Origin of the sequence: Colwellia sp. 1_MG-2023, from assembly GCF_030546755.1 — a bacterium.
Taxonomy (GTDB): Bacteria; Pseudomonadota; Gammaproteobacteria; order Enterobacterales; family Alteromonadaceae; genus Thalassotalea_H.
In genome coordinates, this window is record NZ_JAUOPE010000004.1 from 192,330 (window position 1) to 209,785 (window position 17,456).

Below are 17,456 nucleotides of genomic sequence, written 5' to 3' on the forward strand. Positions count from 1 at the left end.
AAAGAAAATGGCGGGTTTTAATAAAGTTGTCGCGAATTATCAAGAAGCGATGGCAGGATTAGAAAACGGAATGACGGTCATCGCTGGTGGTTTTGGCTTGTGCGGCATTCCTGAAAATTTAATCAATGAAATTAAGCGTAAAGGCACCAAAGATCTTACGGTTGTTTCAAATAATTGTGGCGTGGATGATTTTGGTTTAGGGGTGTTACTTGCCGATCGCCAAATTAGCAAAATTGTCGCCTCTTATGTCGGTGAAAATGCTGAGTTTGAACGACAAATGATGAGCGGTGAATTAGCCGTTGAATTAACACCGCAAGGCACGCTTGCTGAAAAAATGCGAGCGGGCGGGGCAGGCATTCCTGCTTTTTTTACCGCAACAGGTGTTGGTACGCCAGTGGGTGAAGGTAAGGAAGTACGTACTTTTAATGGCAGGGAATATTTACTTGAAGAAGGTATTCAAGGTGATTTCGCGATTATTAAAGCGTGGAAAGCAGATAAATATGGCAATTTAGTGTATCGCAAAACAGCGCGCAACTTTAATCCAATGGCGGCGACGGCAGGAAAAATCACCGTCGTTGAAGTGGAAGAAATTGTTGAGCCAGGTGAACTCGATCCAGACCACATTCATACTTCAGGTATTTATGTCGATCGTTTGATCCTTGGCACTTTTGAAAAACGCATTGAACAGCGAACAATTCGCCCTTCGCAGCAAGAGTCAGGAGAATAAAAATGGCGTTAACTCGAGAACAAATGGCAAAGCGCGTTGCTCAAGAATTACAAGACGGTTATTACGTTAATTTAGGCATTGGTATACCAACGTTAGTGGCTAATTATATTCCTGAAAATATGGAAGTAATGTTGCAATCAGAAAATGGCCTTTTGGGAATGGGACAATTTCCTACTGAAGATGAAATTGATGCGGATTTAATTAATGCCGGCAAACAAACGGTAACCATGGCAACGGGAGCTTCTGTGTTTTCAAGTGCTGAATCATTTGCCATGATCCGTGGTGGTCATGTTGATTTAACAGTACTTGGTGCTTTTGAAGTCGACGTGAATGGCAATATTGCTTCGTATATGATCCCCGGAAAGTTAATTAAAGGCATGGGTGGCGCAATGGATTTAGTGGCCGGTGCTGATAATATTATTGTCACCATGACCCATGCTTCAAAGCATGGCGATTCTAAATTACTCGCAAATTGTACTTTGCCGCTTACGGGGAAGAATTGCATTAAAAAGGTTCTCACCGATTTAGCGTATCTAGAAATCAACAATGGTAAATTTCACTTATTAGAATATGCGCCAGGTGTGTCTATTGAAGAGATTCAGGCGCTTACTGAAGGCGAATTGATCGTCAGTGACAACGTCAAAGAAATGCTTGTTTGACCTAGTTCGGCACTTTGGTTGGTTTAAAGTGCCGTTTTTTTATTCCCTCTATTTCTCCGTTTATTAGCTCGTTTTGCTAAAGACTAATAAACGGTTATTCGCCGGCATCGTATGATCGGTGACTAATGATAAACCTGCCATATTTGCCAAAGTGACTATTGCTTCAAAATCACGAATACCACTGAGTTGATCACGTTCTTTTAACCACAAATCAAACTGTTGATTACTTGCGCTGGTAAATTTACCGTCGTAATTAAATGGACCGTATATACACAAGGTGCCATTTTTCGCTAAATTATTGCCAACGCCTGTGAAAAAGCGTTGCACTAGCAGCCAGCTGACAATATGCAGTGTATTGGCAGTAAAAATTCCATCAAAGTAAGGCGCATTGTCGTTGTTTATCAAAGACCAATCTTCATTAAGATCAAGCGTTAATGGCGCACGAATATTGTTTAAACCGCTATTGCTTATTCTTTGGTTGATAGAGAAATGATTGATGGCAAGATCACTCGTTTGCCAAACAAGTTGCGGTAAATGTTCAGCAAAATGTATGGCATGTTGACCCGTACCTGAGCCTACCTCTAATACATTATTCGTGGTACTAAAAGCCTGTTTTAATACCGTTAAAATAGCAGACTTATTGTTTTCACACGCCTGAGAAAATGCTAATTCCATGCTAAATTCCTATTATCTATGTGTTAGCCTTGTTTAAACGGTAACGACGCTAAACATTGCTGTTGATAGCGCTTTAGTTGTGCTCGCTCTTGTTGGCAGTAATTCTTAATCGGCGTTTTGAAATTTTCGTTTTTAATCCAATGATAAGAGTATGTCAGAACAGCTTCAAAACCTCGTTGTATTTTATGCTCACCCTGTGTACCGGGATTAAACATTGCTAGCTTATTTTCAATGCAAAACTCTATGCCTTGATAATAACAAAGTTCAAAGTGTAAGTTTTTCACTGACTCGCTACATCCCCAATAACGGCCATATAAATTTTTTTTATCAAAAAAGAACAATGAACAAGCAATATAATTATCCTCCCGACTCGCGATAATTAGTAAAATATTATCCGGTAAGGTTTGAAATATTTGCTGAAAAAAAGCATAGCTTAAATGCGGTTGATGACCTTTTTTTAAATAGGTTAACTGGTAGGTTAAATAGAAATAATCTAAGTGCTTTTTGGTGATTTCTTTGCCAGTAAATTGTGTTACCTCAACATTTTGCTGTGCAATTGAACGGCGTTCTTTTAAGGTGTTTTTACGTTTACGTGCGGTAAATGAAGAAAGAAAATGATCAAAACTTTGATACTGGCGGTTGAACCAATGAAACTGAACGGTATGACGAAGATATATATCGTCCGGCAATTTTTCTTGATCAACTAAAGATATTTCAGGAATAAATAATAAGTGCCAACTATTGAGTTTGTTTTGCTGACAATATTCAATGAGTACCTTCATTAATTCAAGGTAATCACCAGAATCGCTTAAGAGCTTCTCACTAGGAATAGGAGTAACAGGTATAGTACTGACTAGCTTGGGATAATAATCTAAATTATGGTTTTGATAAGCTTGTGCCCAGTCCCAGTCAAAGACATATTCGCCCCACGAATGTTGTTTAATATATAAAGGGAGCACAGCGTTAATTTTATTATTGGCTGATAACGTTAAGTGGTGTGGCTGCCAGCCGGTTTCGGCAGTAATGGAAGCACTATCTTCAAGCGCTTTGAAAAACGCGTAATGCATAAACGGACAAGCAGATTTTTCTAGGGCTTGCCATTGGTTTTTAGCAATATTATTAATGTTATTATGAAATTCTGCTTTCACGTTGCTTTTATCGTTAAGTAAGCCTTTGCTTTAGCATAGCCGATTTTGCAGTGACATTTAATCATCAATTACTCATAGTGAGTTTTATCTCTTTCATTTATATAGAATTATGTAAAGCATTTAGATTAAATATTTTACTTTCCTAACGAGGGTTGCGTTTATTTACAGCCTGTATATACTAACAGTTATAACTGTCAGTATATACAGGAAATTGTCGAATGACTAACCTACGACCACTTACGCCACGCCAAGAACAAATTTTTGATCTCATCAAAGAAAATATTTCTGAAACAGGTATGCCACCTACACGAGCTGAAATTGCCGATTTTTTTGGTTTTAAATCAGCGAATGCCGCCGAAGAACATCTAAAAGCACTCGCTAAAAAAGGCTATATTGAAATGTTACCGGGCACGTCGAGAGGTATTCGTTTAGCTGAACAATTTACAGAAGAAGAAGGGTTGCCATTGATTGGTCGGGTTGCGGCAGGAGAACCTATTTTGGCGCAAGAACACGTTGAAGATAACTATAAAATTGATGGCAATTTATTCCACCCAGCCGCCGATTATTTATTACGCGTAAATGGCGAAAGCATGAAAGATATTGGTATTCTTGATGGTGATTTATTAGCAGTTCATCAAACCACTGATGTGCAGAACGGCCAAGTGATTGTTGCGCGAATTGATGAAGATGTAACAGTAAAACGTTTTAAACGTGAAGGGAATGTGGTTTATCTTCACGCCGAAAATGAAGATTTCTCACCGATAAAAGTTGATTTAGCAACACAACATTTTAATGTTGAAGGAATCGCTGTAGGAGTGATTCGTTCTGCAGATTGGATGTAGTTTTCGTTTTTATTTATTGCTGACTTCTATTCCCACCCTTTTAATAAAAGTCAGCAATTTTTCACTTTTTGTCACTTTTCAAGCTTTAGCCGAACTTTTATAAAGAATAATTCTTATTTAACCTTAGTATTCTCAAACTAGATTGTTTTTTGTATAAAAAATATTCACTTGCATTTCAGCCCTTAATTATTTTATTAGAGTAATTGCTTGATTTTTAACCTATGCCGTCAGGCTATATAAAATGGACTTATTAACGTTTTAGAGTTGATACTCTATTGTAATTGTTAAGGTTTTTTATTTTTTTAAAGAAAATTAAGAATTGACCTAGATCAAGATTTAAGTAATTCTAGAACAGAAATTGAACAGAAATAATAATAAGGCGCACTTTAAGTGGTTAAAAAATCGCCAAGTAAAATAACAACAAAAACAACTAAAAGAAATCAAGGCATTCGTTATTTTTTAATGGTGCTCAAGATTTTAAAAACTTAGAAAGGGTGGAGGAGATGTCGAGTGAAGAGACGTAACCTAAGTTGGCTATTATTAGGGTTTTTAGTCCCTAGTATGGCTTGGGCAGATAAACAGTTAAATCTTACCAAAGGTGTTACTGATATAAGTCAGGAAGTATATGGTCTTCATATGTTTGCGCTTTATATTTGTACTGCAATTGGTGTTGTCGTTTTTGGCGCGATGTTTTGGTCAATTATGTTCCATCGCAAATCAAAGGGGGTAAAACCTGCTACTTTCCATGAAAGTACTAAGGTGGAAATTCTTTGGACAGTGATTCCAATCGTCATCTTAATTGGCATGGCGATACCAGCAACTAAAACACTGGTTAGCATGGAAAATAACGATAATTCTGATATCACCATTCAAATCACCGGTTCTCAATGGAAATGGCACTATAAATATTTTGACCAAGACATTGAATTCTATTCTGTTTTATCTACTCCTCGCGGACAATACGAAAATCAAAATGGTGTTGGCGAAGCAAAAGGAGAAAATTACCTTTTAGAAGTTGATAAACATTTAGTGATCCCTGTGAATAAAAAAATCCGCTTTTTGATCACTTCAGATGATGTTATTCACTCTTGGTGGGTGCCAGATTTTGCCGTTAAGCAAGATGCTAACCCAGGCTTTATTAACGAAGCATGGGCGATAGTACCTGAGCCAGGCATTTATCGTGGTCAATGTGCTGAGCTTTGCGGGAAAGATCATGGCTTTATGCCGATTGTCGTAGAAGTTAAGTCTGAAGAAGACTATGCCCGTTGGATTGACGAGCAAAATGAATTAATTGCGAGTGCTGCTGCTGCAGAAGCCGCTTCTTTAAATGCTTCACTCTCTAAAGAAGAATTAATGCAGTTAGGTGAAACTACTTACACGGCATATTGTGCAGCCTGTCACCAACCTAGCGGCTTAGGGTTACCACCTGCGTTTCCTGCGCTTAAAGGTAGTGCAGTTGCGACAACAGGTAGTGTTGCTAATCATATTGATATAGTGTTCAACGGTAAAGCCGGTACCGGTATGCAAGGTTATGGTAAACAACTTAGTATGAAAGAGATTGCGGCGGTTGTTACTTATGAACGTAACGCTTGGGGTAATGACACAGGTGATACGGTACAAGCAGCCGATGTTAAATCAGCTACTAGTGGTTCATCTTCCGCTTCAGCTGCCACCGCGGTTGAAAAAGTAGTGGATGAAGTTGCTAAAGCAGTAACTGCAGCACCTGCCGAAGATTTATCGAAAGTATATTCACTTGAAGAGCTGATGACTAAAGGCGAAAAAGTCTATAACACTGCTTGTGTTGCTTGTCATCAAGCAACTGGCGCGGGTTTACCTCCAGCTTTCCCATCGCTTATTGGAAGTCCTATTACTACCGGAGATGTCAATGCTCATATCGACATGGTGGTAAATGGTAGTAAGAAAAATCCAAGTATGGCCGCTTTTGGTGCTCAATTGTCTAAAACAGACATTGCTGCCGTCATTACTTTTGAGCGAAATGCTTGGGGTAATAATACCGGCGATGTTGTTCAACCCGCAGATATTGCTGCAAGTGCTAAGTAAGGAGGCAGAATAATGACTACAGAAGCTATTCACGACTCGCATGAGCACGATGATCATCATGATCACAAAATGACGGGTATAAAACGTTGGTTATATACAACTAACCATAAAGATATTGGTACTTTGTACCTTTGGTTCGCATTCATCATGTTATTATTTGGTGGTGCCTTAGCTATGATGATTCGTGTTGAATTATTTCAACCAGGATTACAATTTGTTGAACCAGACTTTTTTAACCAATTAACCACTGTTCATGGTTTGATCATGGTATTCGGCGCAATTATGCCCGCCTTTACTGGCTTTGCTAACTGGATGATCCCAATGATGATTGGTGCGCCAGATATGGCATTGCCACGAATGAATAACTGGAGCTTTTGGATTTTGCCTTTCGCATTTTCTATTTTAATTGCTTCATTTTTCATGGAGTCAGGAGCGCCAAATTTCGGTTGGACCTTCTACGCGCCATTATCGACAACCTATTCAAATGGTAGTACAGCGTTCTTTGTATTTGCTGTGCATATTATGGGTGTTTCATCCATTATGGGGGCAATTAACGTTATAGTCACCATTATGAATATGCGTGCTCCGGGTATGACTTATATGAAAATGCCATTATTTGTATGGACATTTTTCATCACAGCTTACCTTCTCATTGCCGTAATGCCGGTGTTAGCTGGTGTGGTTACCATGCTACTAACGGATACGTATTTCGGCACAAGCTTCTTTGATGCTGCCGGTGGTGGCGATCCTGTCATGTTCCAGCATATTTTCTGGTTCTTCGGTCATCCTGAAGTTTACATCATGATATTGCCGGCTTTTGGTATTGTTTCAACCATCATTCCTGCTTTTGCTCGTAAACGCTTGTTTGGCTATAGCTCGATGGTTTATGCAACGGCTTCCATTGCCTTCTTATCGTTCATCGTTTGGGCTCACCATATGTTTACTACAGGTATGCCTTTATTTGGTGAGTTGTTCTTTATGTACTGTACGATGTTAATTGCGGTACCAACAGGTGTGAAAGTCTTTAACTGGGTGGCAACGATGTGGCGTGGTTCTATGACCTTTGAGATCCCAATGTTGTTCTCAATCGCCTTTGTGATCTTGTTTACTATTGGTGGCTTTTCAGGCTTGATGTTGGCATTAACCCCAGTTGATTTCCAATATCATGATACCTACTTCGTTGTTGCGCATTTCCATTACGTATTAGTAACGGGTTCATTATTTTCTATCTATGCTGGGGCTTATTATTGGCTACCGAAATGGACAGGGCATATGTATCACGACGGATTAAGTAAAGCGCATTTTTGGTGTTCGTTAATTTCGGTAAATATCTTGTTCTTCCCTATGCATTTCTTAGGCTTAGCGGGCATGCCTCGTCGTATTCCTGATTATGCGTTGCAATTTGCTGACTTTAATAAGTGGGTAAGTATCGGCGGTTTTGCTTTTGGTTTATCACAATTAATATTCTTAGTGGTTGTTATTAAGTGTATTAAAGGTGGTAAGAAAGCTGAAGCGAAACCTTGGGATGGTGCAGAAGGGTTGGAATGGACGGTGGCAAGTCCGGCGCCATATCATACCTTTGAAACGCCACCTAATGCTGAAGATATTAAAGGACAATAGGAAATTATAATGAGTACTGAGCAAGAGCAAAAAGCGTCAGATAATAAAACATCGAAAACCGTTAAAAAACTCGTGTTGGTGGTGTTTGCAATGTTTGGTTTTGGTTTTGCTTTAGTACCTTTATATGACGTATTTTGTGATATCACCGGGTTAAATGGTAAAACGGCGACTACCGCTGCAAGTGTTAATGAAGATGGCATCGATGAAAGCCGTACCATTACTGTGCAATTTATTAGTCGAACGGCAAAAGGAATTCCTTGGCAGTTCGAGCCAATGATAAATGAAATTACAGTACACCCTGGTGAAATGAAATTAGTGAAGTTTTATGCGAAGAATGAATCGGTAAATGACATTATTGGGCAGGCTGTTCCATCAGTTTCTCCCGGTAGAGCCGCGATTTATTTTCAAAAAATAGAGTGTTTTTGTTTCAACTCTCAGCCGCTTAAAGCACAAGAAGATGTCGAAATGGCTCTGCAATTTTATGTTGATGCAGAGTTACCTGAAGAAGTGAAGACCATTACTTTGTCTTACACTTTATACGATATCACCGGCTCAGTTGAATCTTAAGCGATTACGCGAAAACACAGGGGAATAGTGATGACTACAAAAAAATATGAAACATATTATGTACCCGCACAAAGCCATTGGCCAATTGTTGGTGCCGTTGCATTGTTTTTAATCGCCGTAGGCGCAGCAAATTATGTAACTGATATAAAAAATTCAACCTCAGGTTTCGGTGGCTATGTGTTAATCGCCGGTATCGCGATGGTGATTTACATGATGTTTGGTTGGTTCAATAATGTGATAAATGAATCAATGGCTGGCAAGTATAGCCACCAAATGGATAATTCTTTTAAGCAAGGCATGAGTTGGTTTATCTTTTCTGAAGTGATGTTCTTTGCCGCATTTTTTGGTGCTTTACTTTATGCCAGAACACTTTCGGTACCATGGTTAGGCGGTGCTGATAATAATGCAATGACTGGTGCCGTGTTATGGCCAGAGTTCACTGCGCAATGGCCATTGATTAAAACACCTGATGGTACAGAAACAACAGGTATGGGTTGGTATGGTTTACCGCTTATCAATACTATTTTGCTATTAACTTCTTCAGTTACCGCGCATTTAGCTCATGTTGCGTTAGAGCAAGATAAACGTCCACAACTAAAATTTTGGTTAGGGTTAACCTGTGTGCTTGGTCTAGTGTTTTTATATTGCCAAGGTTTAGAGTATGCACATGGTTATGCTGATGAAATGAAGCTTTATTTAACCAGTGGTATCTATGGCAACACCTTTTATATGCTGACAGGCTTCCATGGTATGCATGTTACCTTAGGTACCATCATGTTAATCGTGATGTTGATCCGAGTATTTAAAGGTCACTTTACACCTAAGAATCATTTTGCCTTCCAAGCCGCAAGTTGGTATTGGCACTTTGTCGATGTGGTATGGGTTTTCTTATTTGTGTTTGTTTACATCATTTAAAAACTGAATGCGTCATTGATTAACTCAATAACTTTATCGAAGGTACTCAAGTAAAATTTTACATTCCGTGCCTGCTTTTTGTTCTTGAGCTAATCAATTTAGCCTTAAGCTTTTACATAGAATATATAAAATTAAAATTTAGAGTGATTATAAAAATAAGGCGCTAGTTAAGCGCCTTATTTTTCTGAACAAGGTTTCTTCTAATAAGGTCTTGGATTCGGAGTGATTACGCCGGTGAGAATGCCGACTAGTAATAGAATGACTATAACGACTGAAATCATGACTCTACGACCAATAAATTTTGACATACTTGGTTGGTTTGGATCATTTTTATTCATGATGATTAAGGCACGAAACAGGTTATAAACCATAAAGGCTAATAAGCCGACAATGATAATTTTTATAATCACAAAACCCTCTCTTTTTATTATGTTAGGTTATTCAGGTTGATATTAATTTTTACGGTAATGTATGAAGTTTGCTGATTTTAGAGAATATTTCAATCAATTAAACTGGTTTGTTGTTGTCTTCACTTTGCTTGTCTTTAGTGGATTAATCAAGCTTGGATTGTGGCAAACGGCTAGAGCTATTGAAAAAGAGCAACGATTAACACGAATTAGCCAATATAAGACACAAGATGCTTTATCTATCGATGAAGTCTTATCGTTACAATCATCTCATGAAAATATCAATGACCTACCGGTAAAAATTCAGGGTGTTTTCAATGATGAAAAAATCTTGTTATTAGATAATCAAACACAAAATGGTCGATTGGGTTATCGCGTATTACAAGTGATTACCCAAAACGATATTTCAGTGTTAGTAAATTTAGGCTGGGTTGAAGGCTTTATTGATAGAAGTAAACTACCTGAAGTTACACCTATATCTGGGCATCAACAAATTAAAGGTCATGTCAGATTAATTGAGCAAGGCTTAGTGTTAAGTGAAGAAAGTTACTCTAATCCTACTTGGCCGTTGAGAATTCAGCGCATAGAAATTGACAAATTTTCACCACTTTTTACACAAAAGCTATTGCCCTTTGTTGTTTACTTAGATACAAAAGAGAGTCTAGGATTTGAAAAAAATTGGCGTCCTATCGTGATGCCACCAGAAAAGCATCGTGCTTATGCTTTTCAATGGTTTTCATTAGCTACAGCTTGGTTGCTGTTAATGATCAGTGCTAGTGTATGGTTTATTAAACATAAACCGAAAAATAATAATAAAAATTAAAATAAGAAAAAGGGTATCTATGTCTTCGCCTCAAGTAAATAAATCACGTCGAACGTTATTAATCACACTGGCTGTATTCATATTACCTGTTGTTCTCGCTAAATTAGCATTAGAGCAGCATTGGTTTAATTACGGGGTAACTAACCACGGTCAATTATCCGAACAAGAACTGACATTAACTGACTTAGGCGTAGATCAGGCGGTGTTAAAAGAACAGTGGTTGATCCTTTATCGCTTGCCAAAAAACTGTCAACAATTATGCGAAAAAACCCTGCTATCGCTTAATAATACTTATACCTTATTAGGTAAAGAACTTCCTCGTGTTACCCCTGTTGCTTTATACGAGCAAACGTTAACGGAAAAACAATTAACTAATTTACGTCATGCCAAGTGGCAGCAAATATCGTTACCAGAACAAGCCAATGAACATATTGCAACGAATCAGTTAGTGATTGTTGATCCCTTAGGCAATGTAGTAATGTCTTATCAAGGTCCAAAAGAAAAAGCCGGTTTAGTATCTTTTGATAAAGCGATACTTGCTGATATGAAGAAATTATTGAAATATTCAAGGATTGGTTAATATGCAGTCTAAAAGTACAAAAAATATTAGACGACTTGTCCTTGTCAGTATCTTACTCGCGATTATTGTTGTCACCTTAGGCGCTTATACTCGTTTAACGCATGCTGGCTTAGGTTGTCCTGATTGGCCAGGTTGTTATGGGTTATTAGACGTACCGGAGTCGTCAGAGCAAATTTCAAAAGCAGAACAAGCTTTTCCAGATAGACCTGTTGAACCTGAGAAAGCGTGGAATGAAATGATCCATCGCTACTTTGCTGGTGCGTTAGGCTTATTTATTTTAGCCATTGCTATTTTATCGATAAAAAATCGAGAGCAGGGAACACCGCTATTTCTCCCCTTGTTGATTTTATGTGTGGTTATTTTCCAGGCCGCATTGGGGATGTGGACAGTTACCTTAATGTTAATGCCTGTGGTGGTAATGGGGCATTTACTTGGTGGATTTACAACCTTGTGTTTATTGTTTTTGCTGTATTTAAGATTAAATCCATATCGAGTACCTGGTGGCGATCCTGCCGTGAGACGCTATGCTCGCTATGGTTTATTAGGCGTGGTTATTTTAACCGGGCAAATAGCGCTAGGTGGCTGGACGTCGTCTAATTATGCTGCGCTAGTTTGTACTGAATTACCGATTTGTCAGGCAGGTTGGGTAGAAGAATTCACCATTGAAGTGGCTTTTGATTTGATACCACCAGAGCGTGATACCTACGAACATGGTCATTTAGGGCATTATGAACGTGTCACAATACATGTAATGCATCGTTTTGGCGCTATTATCACCGCGATTTACTTGTTGTGGCTAGCCGGTACCATTTTCATCAAGGCTAATACGCGATTCTTTAAAAATACTGCTATCGGTTTAATAGCGGTATTAACCACACAGATAGCATTAGGGGTGAGTAATATTTGGTTTTCATTACCACTATCTGTGGCGGTCAGTCATAACATTGTTGCAGCGTTCTTAATGTTAATGTTAATTTTATTAACCTATAGTTTGAAACGAAAAGCCTAGGAGTAAGAATGAGTAGTGATATTTCTTCAGTAGAGGCTGATGTGAGTAAAGAATTAACGGCAAGCTGGCGTGATTATTATGAAATCACTAAACCACGCGTGGTCGCTTTATTAGTATTAACGGCTTTAGTGGGTATGTGTTTGTCGGTGCCTGGCGCTATTCCTTGGCAGGTTTTAATTCCTTCAATGCTTGGTATTGGTTTTCTTTCATCTGCCGCCGCCGCAATTAATCATATCGTTGATGAACGTATAGATAGTGTTATGGGCCGAACTTACAACAGACCTGTAGCAACTGGCCGACTAGATCCGAAAAATGCCGCCCTATTTGCCATGCTATTAGCGGTCTCTGGTTTTGCAATTTTATATAGCTTTGTAAATCCTTTAACGGCTTGGTTAACCTTCTCGGGCTTAGTGGGTTACAGTTTTATTTATACCATGTATTTAAAGCGCGCTACGCCACAAAACATCACAATTGGTGGTTTAGCCGGAGCTATTCCTCCTTTGTTGGGTTGGACGGCAATGACGAATGAAATTCATCCTAATGCACTGCTGTTAGTCTTGTTAATTTTTACGTGGACCCCACCACACTTTTGGGCGTTAGCTATTCATCGTAAAGATGAATATGCGAAAGTTAACATTCCAATGTTGCCTGTTACACACGGCGTGAACTTTACAAAAACACAAATTCTTTTATATACCGTTTTATTGTTTGTTGTTGGCTTATTGCCTTATCTTGTTGGGATGAGTAATTGGCTGTATTTAATTGGTGCTGTTGTACTGAACATCATGTTTTTTGTTTATGCGTGGAAGCTAAAATTTAATGCCGATGAAAGTACCGCAATGGACACCTTTAAGTTTTCGATTATCCATTTAATGTTGCTGTTTATTATTTTATTGGTTGATCATTATGTACTGCCAATTAACTAGTTATTAAGGATAATCTTGTGAATAAATTACTTATCGCTATTGTTGCGGTTATATCAATAGCGACAGGTTTTTTGCTGTATCAAAAATCGTTTAACTTGGCGCAGCCTGAACATTCTTTGTTTTATCAAACACCTCGTACGATTAAACCTTTTGCTATGGTTGATCATCAAGGCACTACGTTTGCCAACGAACAATTGATCGGTAAATGGTCATGGGTATTTTTTGGTTATACTTCATGTCCTGATGTTTGTCCTACCACCCTACAAGAGTTAAATTTTGTTTATGATGAGCTAAAAGCGATCAATGAAAATGCGCAAGTATTGCTAGTTTCCGTTGATCCTCAGCGAGACACAGTAGAAAAGCTTGCTCAATATATCGCTTATTTTAATCAAGAATTTAAAGCGTTAACCGCGGATCATTCGGTATTATTTCCGTTCGCGAGGAATTTAGGTTTAATGTATGCGATAAGTGATGAAAAACGAGATGATAACTACTTAGTAGATCATAGTGCGTCTATCGTGTTGATTAACCCCGAAGGTAAAATTGCAGCAATTTTCAAACCTGAGCATGAACTAGGGCAATTACCGATTATCTCAGGGGATAATTTAGTCAGTGATTTTGCAAAAATTGTGAATTTATCTGAGTAATCTTTAAGAATAAAGTTATAAAAGAAAGGAGCGAATAGCTCCTTTTTTGATATGACGATTAATGTATTTTGAATAGGCTTAGTTAAAGTGGGTACCACTGATTATCTTCTTTTAAAATAAACCAAGGTTTTGAATACCAATAATACCTACCGGGTTTACTTTTGCTTGGCGCTGTACAGTTTGCTCTTACGCGTCCCGTCGGTAATGGCGCGTTGAAAGTGATCATAAAGCTATTATCGGTTTGCCAATCAATGTTTTGTCGACCGATACCGGTAACATAACAATTTAATTGACGCTTATTAAAATCATCAACAATGACATTGAAGGTAGCAGATTCTAAGCTATTCACTGGATGAATTGTGTCGGCATTTTTGCCTGTTAAGGTAATAGAAAAAGGCAATGCGTGTAATTTGTCGCGTAAGGTGGCGAGTTTGTCATAAGGCTTTGATGCTGGAAAACGCGGAACAGCGCTAAGATCTGTACCTAAGCCTACCGCACCACTTTGTTGTGAAAAGGCGATAAAATCATGTGACTTTATCCAATGTTGTATGGCTGGCGTATATTCACCATATGGGTAAGCAAAATAGCGCCAACTTTGTCCGGTATTATCCTCAATTATTTTTTCAGCTTTGTTGAGTAACCTTCCTAAATGTTTAAGCCATTCTTCCTCGTTCAACCCTTCTGGAATACGCGCTAAAGAATCATGATTAAAACCATGATTAGCAATAATTACGCCCTCATCTGCCATTTTCTTTAATTGTTGCCACGAAAGATATTGTGCTGATTTTTGGTTGATAATGCCGGGATTAATGAAAATAGTAAAAGGGTAGTTAAACTTATCGAGAATCGGTTTGCCATGTGTCAAAATATCTAAATAGGCATCATCGAAGGTGATCGCCACAGTTTTATCAGGAATCGGTTGTTGTTTTCTAGTGGAATTCATCAATTCTGATAAAGAAACAACACGAAAACTATTATCGGCTAAATATTGCATATGTGCTTCAAATTGCAATGGCGAAATACTCGTACTGGCGGGACTGTCGTCACTAACATGGTGGTATTGTAAAATAACCGCGGCAACACTATTCATCGTAAAACTGAATAGAATAATTAACAGACTAAATTGAATGATTTTCACGGGATTACCCTGTTTTTCGTAGTAAGATACTCATGCTGCCAACCATAGCGCTTATTGACAAAAATATATAGTGTCATAGGCGTCATTAACTTCAAAAGTAGGTGAATATTGTTTTTTGCAAATAAAGCGGATCATAAACAATTATTTGTTTTAGCTATCCCAATGATACTGTCTAATATCACAGTACCATTGTTAGGTTTGGTAGATACGGCGGTGATTGGGCATTTAGAACATGCTTATTTTCTAGGTGGAAGTACCGTAGGTGCTATGATCATAACCTGCATTACGTGGTTATGTGGCTTTTTACGTATGACAACCACAGGCCTAACTGCCCAAGCATTCGGTCAACAGAACTCACCACAAAATTTATTAGTATTACTACGAGGTTTACTGGTTGCTTTGTTCATTGGCGGCTGTTTTATCTTATTGCAAACGCCTTATATTGAAGGAGCGATTTATTTATCCGGCGGCTCAGAGCAGGTGCAGTTTTATGCTAAACAATACAGTGAAATTAGAATTTGGGGATTACCTGCCGCGTTAGCTAACTTAGTACTCTTAGGTTGGTTATTGGGTAATCACAAAGCGAAAATGGTAATGTGGATCCTTATTTTTACCAATCTTGTTAACCTTATTCTTGATGTCGTTTTTGTGCTTTGGCTTGATTGGCAAGTACAAGGTGTCGCTTATGCAACGTTAATTGCAGAATATGCCAGTGTTTTATTATCTTTTGGCTTAATTAGTCATCACTTTAAATCTGTCATCAAAGCATCTGTAAAGGATGTTAAGAGCAAACTGTTCAACAAATTAGCATTGACTAGTTATTTCAAACTCAACCGAGACATTTTAATCCGCACGCTGTGTTTACAATCTTGCTTTGTTTTTATCACGTTCCAAGGGGCAAGGTTAGGGGATAATGTTGTAGCAGCGAATGCGATATTAATGAATTTCTTACTTTTTATCTCTTTCGGTTTAGACGGCATTGCTAACGCCGCAGAAGTGATGGTAGGTAAAGCGAAAGGGGAAAATAACCTCAAAAAGTTACAGGTTGTTTTTAAAGTGAGTTTATTTTGGACCATCATTTTTGCTTTAGCATATAGCTTGTTTTTTATGATTTCAGGTGCTTATGTGATCCGTTTAATTTCAGACATCGAAGCAGTCGTTCTTTATGCCGACCAATATTTATTTTGGATTATGCTATTACCGCTTGCCGCCTGCTGGAGTTATCTTTTTGATGGTATTTATATTGGTTTAACGCAAGCAAAAGCAATGCGAAATAGTATGATTCTTTCTACCTTTGGTTGCTTCTTTCCATTGTGGTGGTTATTGCAAGATCTTGAAAATAATGGCTTATGGTTAGCCTTTATCTTTTTTATGATAGCTAGAGGAATCACGCTAGCGTGGCATTTTTATTATTTTAATCATCGTGTCTATCAAATTAAATAAATTTAAGCTATATTTTACGCGGGATTTATTAGTGATTAACTATTCATTAAAGTTTAAAAAGGAATTAAATATGAAAAATAAATTCACCCCTCATAAAGTTTTGATAGTTACATGGTTTTTTATTCTCCAAATCACTGTTGGAAGCCAATCATTATTTGCCTCGGAAGAGACTGACGAAGAACTGCTTGCTAAAGCTCAAGCTCAAATGAACGCCGAAGTATTGTCCAAACCATTTCTTGCTGAAAGGCCTAAAGAAGTGGATGCTTATATAAAAAGCATGCTGGAGAAAAAAGTAAAGCCGCCTGAATATCAAGGAACATATTGGCGACCAGGTTATACGTGTAGAGACTTATTACGCTATAACTGGACGCAATATAGAAATTGTAAATATTACTATCGCTATCATGGGCGATATTATTATTAACGAAACAATAAAATTTAAAACAAAAAATAAGGAGTTAAAATGATTAAAGTAAAGTCTCTCATTAATGTTGTATTAGTTGGTACAGTATTAAGTATTCTAAGTGGTTGTTCTGCAGTTCATACGTCTATTGCTAAACGTGATTTAGATGTACAAACGAAAATAAGCACATCAATATTTGTAGATCCTGTTGAACAAGAAAAACGTAAAATCTACTTAGAAGTTAGAAGTGGTGTTATGGAGTTTGATAGAAATTCTTTTCGTAATGCATTATCTCAACAGTTAGTTAATAGTGGTAATGGTTATACGTTAACTGATGATCCTAAAAAAGCGCAATATACTATGAGTGTTTTTGTGAGAAATCTTGAAAAGACTACTCCTGATATGGCTGCGGCTGCTTTAGGTGCTGGATTTCAAGGGGTTGGTGCTGGTGCTGCGATTAGTTATGCTACAGGTGGTTCATATCGCAACGCAGTAGGAACAGGATTGTTAGTTGGAGCACTTTCAACAGCGGCTAATGCTTTTGTGCAAGATGTTATGTATCTTTTGGTAGCAGATATCCAAATAAAAGAGCGTGCGGGTAAAGGTGTTATTGTTCGTAAAGACTCTAAAATCAATACTAAAATTTCAGATGACGGTGCAACTACTCAAACTTATTCTGAAGCAACAACACAAAAAGAATACCGTACACGTGTAGTAACTACGGCTAATAAAGCTAATTTAGAATTAATGGAAGCACAACCATTAATGTTTGAGAAAACAGCCTATGCAATGGCGTCTTTCTTTTAATAAATAATAGGTATTAAAAAATCCTCGCCAGTATTAACACTGACGAGGATTTTTTTTAA

At 37.9% G+C, this 17,456-nt stretch carries 19 protein-coding genes; 15 read left to right on the forward strand and 4 right to left on the reverse strand.

The annotated features are described in order from the left end of the window. Nucleotides 1-7 precede the first annotated feature (7 nt). Entirely contained in the window at nt 8-727 is a 720-nt protein-coding gene (locus Q4493_RS06285) for a CoA transferase subunit A (RefSeq protein ID WP_303450785.1), read from the forward strand. Between the two features lie 2 nt (nt 728-729). Beyond that, complete coding sequence (locus Q4493_RS06290; protein WP_303450416.1) at nt 730-1,386, forward strand: CoA transferase subunit B; 657 nt, start codon at nt 730-732, stop codon at nt 1,384-1,386. A 63-nt stretch (nt 1,387-1,449) separates the two neighbouring features. Here the strand turns inward: Q4493_RS06290 and Q4493_RS06295 are convergent, their stop codons facing one another. Then, on the reverse strand, nt 1,450-2,061 hold the full coding sequence (locus Q4493_RS06295; protein ID WP_303450418.1) for a DUF938 domain-containing protein: 612 nt from the start codon (nt 2,059-2,061) through the stop codon (nt 1,450-1,452). 23 nt (nt 2,062-2,084) lie between these two features. Beyond that, nucleotides 2,085-3,209 (reverse strand): GNAT family N-acetyltransferase, encoded by a 1,125-nt coding sequence (locus tag Q4493_RS06300; protein WP_303450421.1) that lies wholly within the window; start codon nt 3,207-3,209, stop codon nt 2,085-2,087. Nucleotides 3,210-3,427: 218 nt separating this feature from the next. On the opposite strand from Q4493_RS06300, the gene lexA reads away from it, so the two are divergent. The 5 genes from lexA to Q4493_RS06325 all read left to right on the forward strand — a co-directional run bounded on the left by lexA (nt 3,428) and on the right by Q4493_RS06325 (nt 9,214). After that, nucleotides 3,428-4,051 (forward strand): transcriptional repressor LexA, encoded by a 624-nt coding sequence (gene lexA, locus Q4493_RS06305; protein WP_303450423.1) that lies wholly within the window; start codon nt 3,428-3,430, stop codon nt 4,049-4,051. Nucleotides 4,052-4,612: 561 nt separating this feature from the next. Then, nucleotides 4,613-6,112 (forward strand): cytochrome c oxidase subunit II, encoded by a 1,500-nt coding sequence (coxB, locus tag Q4493_RS06310; protein WP_303450787.1) that lies wholly within the window; start codon nt 4,613-4,615, stop codon nt 6,110-6,112. A gap of 12 nt (nt 6,113-6,124) precedes the next feature. After that, nucleotides 6,125-7,732, forward strand: coding sequence for a cytochrome c oxidase subunit I (gene ctaD, locus Q4493_RS06315; RefSeq protein ID WP_303450426.1), 1,608 nt, complete (start codon nt 6,125-6,127; stop codon nt 7,730-7,732). A gap of 9 nt (nt 7,733-7,741) precedes the next feature. Continuing rightward, nucleotides 7,742-8,299: a cytochrome c oxidase assembly protein gene (locus Q4493_RS06320; protein ID WP_303450429.1), complete on the forward strand. Its 558-nt coding sequence runs from the start codon at nt 7,742-7,744 to the stop codon at nt 8,297-8,299. A gap of 30 nt (nt 8,300-8,329) precedes the next feature. Next, nucleotides 8,330-9,214: a cytochrome c oxidase subunit 3 gene (locus Q4493_RS06325; RefSeq protein ID WP_303450430.1), complete on the forward strand. Its 885-nt coding sequence runs from the start codon at nt 8,330-8,332 to the stop codon at nt 9,212-9,214. A gap of 200 nt (nt 9,215-9,414) precedes the next feature. On the opposite strand, the gene Q4493_RS06330 is transcribed toward Q4493_RS06325, so the two are convergent. Continuing rightward, nucleotides 9,415-9,624, reverse strand: coding sequence for a DUF2909 domain-containing protein (locus Q4493_RS06330; protein ID WP_303450433.1), 210 nt, complete (start codon nt 9,622-9,624; stop codon nt 9,415-9,417). A gap of 61 nt (nt 9,625-9,685) precedes the next feature. Between Q4493_RS06330 and Q4493_RS06335 the strand changes: the two genes are divergently transcribed. Genes Q4493_RS06335 through Q4493_RS06355 form a run of 5 tightly spaced genes read left to right on the forward strand, consistent with a single transcriptional unit; the run spans nt 9,686 to nt 13,606 of the window. After that, nucleotides 9,686-10,444, forward strand: a complete 759-nt coding sequence (locus tag Q4493_RS06335) for an SURF1 family protein (RefSeq protein WP_303450435.1) — start codon at nt 9,686-9,688, stop codon at nt 10,442-10,444. 19 nt (nt 10,445-10,463) lie between these two features. After that, nucleotides 10,464-11,024, forward strand: coding sequence for a hypothetical protein (locus Q4493_RS06340; RefSeq protein ID WP_303450437.1), 561 nt, complete (start codon nt 10,464-10,466; stop codon nt 11,022-11,024). A gap of 25 nt (nt 11,025-11,049) precedes the next feature. Then, on the forward strand, nt 11,050-12,033 hold the full coding sequence (locus Q4493_RS06345; protein WP_303450789.1) for a heme A synthase: 984 nt from the start codon (nt 11,050-11,052) through the stop codon (nt 12,031-12,033). A gap of 8 nt (nt 12,034-12,041) precedes the next feature. Beyond that, entirely contained in the window at nt 12,042-12,959 is a 918-nt protein-coding gene (gene cyoE, locus Q4493_RS06350; RefSeq protein ID WP_303450439.1) for a heme o synthase, read from the forward strand. A gap of 17 nt (nt 12,960-12,976) precedes the next feature. Further along, complete coding sequence (locus Q4493_RS06355; RefSeq protein ID WP_303450440.1) at nt 12,977-13,606, forward strand: SCO family protein; 630 nt, start codon at nt 12,977-12,979, stop codon at nt 13,604-13,606. Nucleotides 13,607-13,688: 82 nt separating this feature from the next. Here the strand turns inward: Q4493_RS06355 and Q4493_RS06360 are convergent, their stop codons facing one another. Further along, entirely contained in the window at nt 13,689-14,744 is a 1,056-nt protein-coding gene (locus Q4493_RS06360) for a polysaccharide deacetylase family protein (protein ID WP_303450442.1), read from the reverse strand. 108 nt (nt 14,745-14,852) lie between these two features. Here Q4493_RS06360 and Q4493_RS06365 point away from each other — a divergent pair, with 108 nt between their 5' ends. The 3 genes from Q4493_RS06365 to Q4493_RS06375 all read left to right on the forward strand — a co-directional run bounded on the left by Q4493_RS06365 (nt 14,853) and on the right by Q4493_RS06375 (nt 17,397). Continuing rightward, nucleotides 14,853-16,187, forward strand: coding sequence for an MATE family efflux transporter (locus tag Q4493_RS06365; RefSeq protein ID WP_303450445.1), 1,335 nt, complete (start codon nt 14,853-14,855; stop codon nt 16,185-16,187). Between the two features lie 70 nt (nt 16,188-16,257). Next, nucleotides 16,258-16,611 (forward strand): hypothetical protein, encoded by a 354-nt coding sequence (locus Q4493_RS06370; protein ID WP_303450447.1) that lies wholly within the window; start codon nt 16,258-16,260, stop codon nt 16,609-16,611. 39 nt (nt 16,612-16,650) lie between these two features. Then, a complete protein-coding gene (locus Q4493_RS06375) occupies nt 16,651-17,397 on the forward strand; it encodes a complement resistance protein TraT (RefSeq protein WP_303450449.1) in 747 nt (248 codons plus the stop codon). Nucleotides 17,398-17,456: the final 59 nt, after the last annotated feature.

Excerpts from the sequence above, each read along its gene's own strand:
- Q4493_RS06285 (WP_303450785.1), top strand. The coding sequence starts at position 8 with ATGGCGGGTTTTAATAAAGTTGTCGCGAATTATCAAGAAGCGATGGCA.
- Q4493_RS06290 (WP_303450416.1), top strand. The coding sequence starts at position 730 with ATGGCGTTAACTCGAGAACAAATGGCAAAGCGCGTTGCTCAAGAATTA.
- Q4493_RS06295 (WP_303450418.1), bottom strand. The coding sequence starts at position 2,061 with ATGGAATTAGCATTTTCTCAGGCGTGTGAAAACAATAAGTCTGCTATT.
- lexA (WP_303450423.1), top strand. The coding sequence starts at position 3,428 with ATGACTAACCTACGACCACTTACGCCACGCCAAGAACAAATTTTTGAT.
- coxB (WP_303450787.1), top strand. The coding sequence starts at position 4,613 with ATGGCTTGGGCAGATAAACAGTTAAATCTTACCAAAGGTGTTACTGAT.
- ctaD (WP_303450426.1), top strand. The coding sequence starts at position 6,125 with ATGACTACAGAAGCTATTCACGACTCGCATGAGCACGATGATCATCAT.
- Q4493_RS06320 (WP_303450429.1), top strand. The coding sequence starts at position 7,742 with ATGAGTACTGAGCAAGAGCAAAAAGCGTCAGATAATAAAACATCGAAA.
- Q4493_RS06325 (WP_303450430.1), top strand. The coding sequence starts at position 8,330 with ATGACTACAAAAAAATATGAAACATATTATGTACCCGCACAAAGCCAT.
- Q4493_RS06335 (WP_303450435.1), top strand. The coding sequence starts at position 9,686 with ATGAAGTTTGCTGATTTTAGAGAATATTTCAATCAATTAAACTGGTTT.
- Q4493_RS06340 (WP_303450437.1), top strand. The coding sequence starts at position 10,464 with ATGTCTTCGCCTCAAGTAAATAAATCACGTCGAACGTTATTAATCACA.
- cyoE (WP_303450439.1), top strand. The coding sequence starts at position 12,042 with ATGAGTAGTGATATTTCTTCAGTAGAGGCTGATGTGAGTAAAGAATTA.
- Q4493_RS06370 (WP_303450447.1), top strand. The coding sequence starts at position 16,258 with ATGAAAAATAAATTCACCCCTCATAAAGTTTTGATAGTTACATGGTTT.
- Q4493_RS06375 (WP_303450449.1), top strand. The coding sequence starts at position 16,651 with ATGATTAAAGTAAAGTCTCTCATTAATGTTGTATTAGTTGGTACAGTA.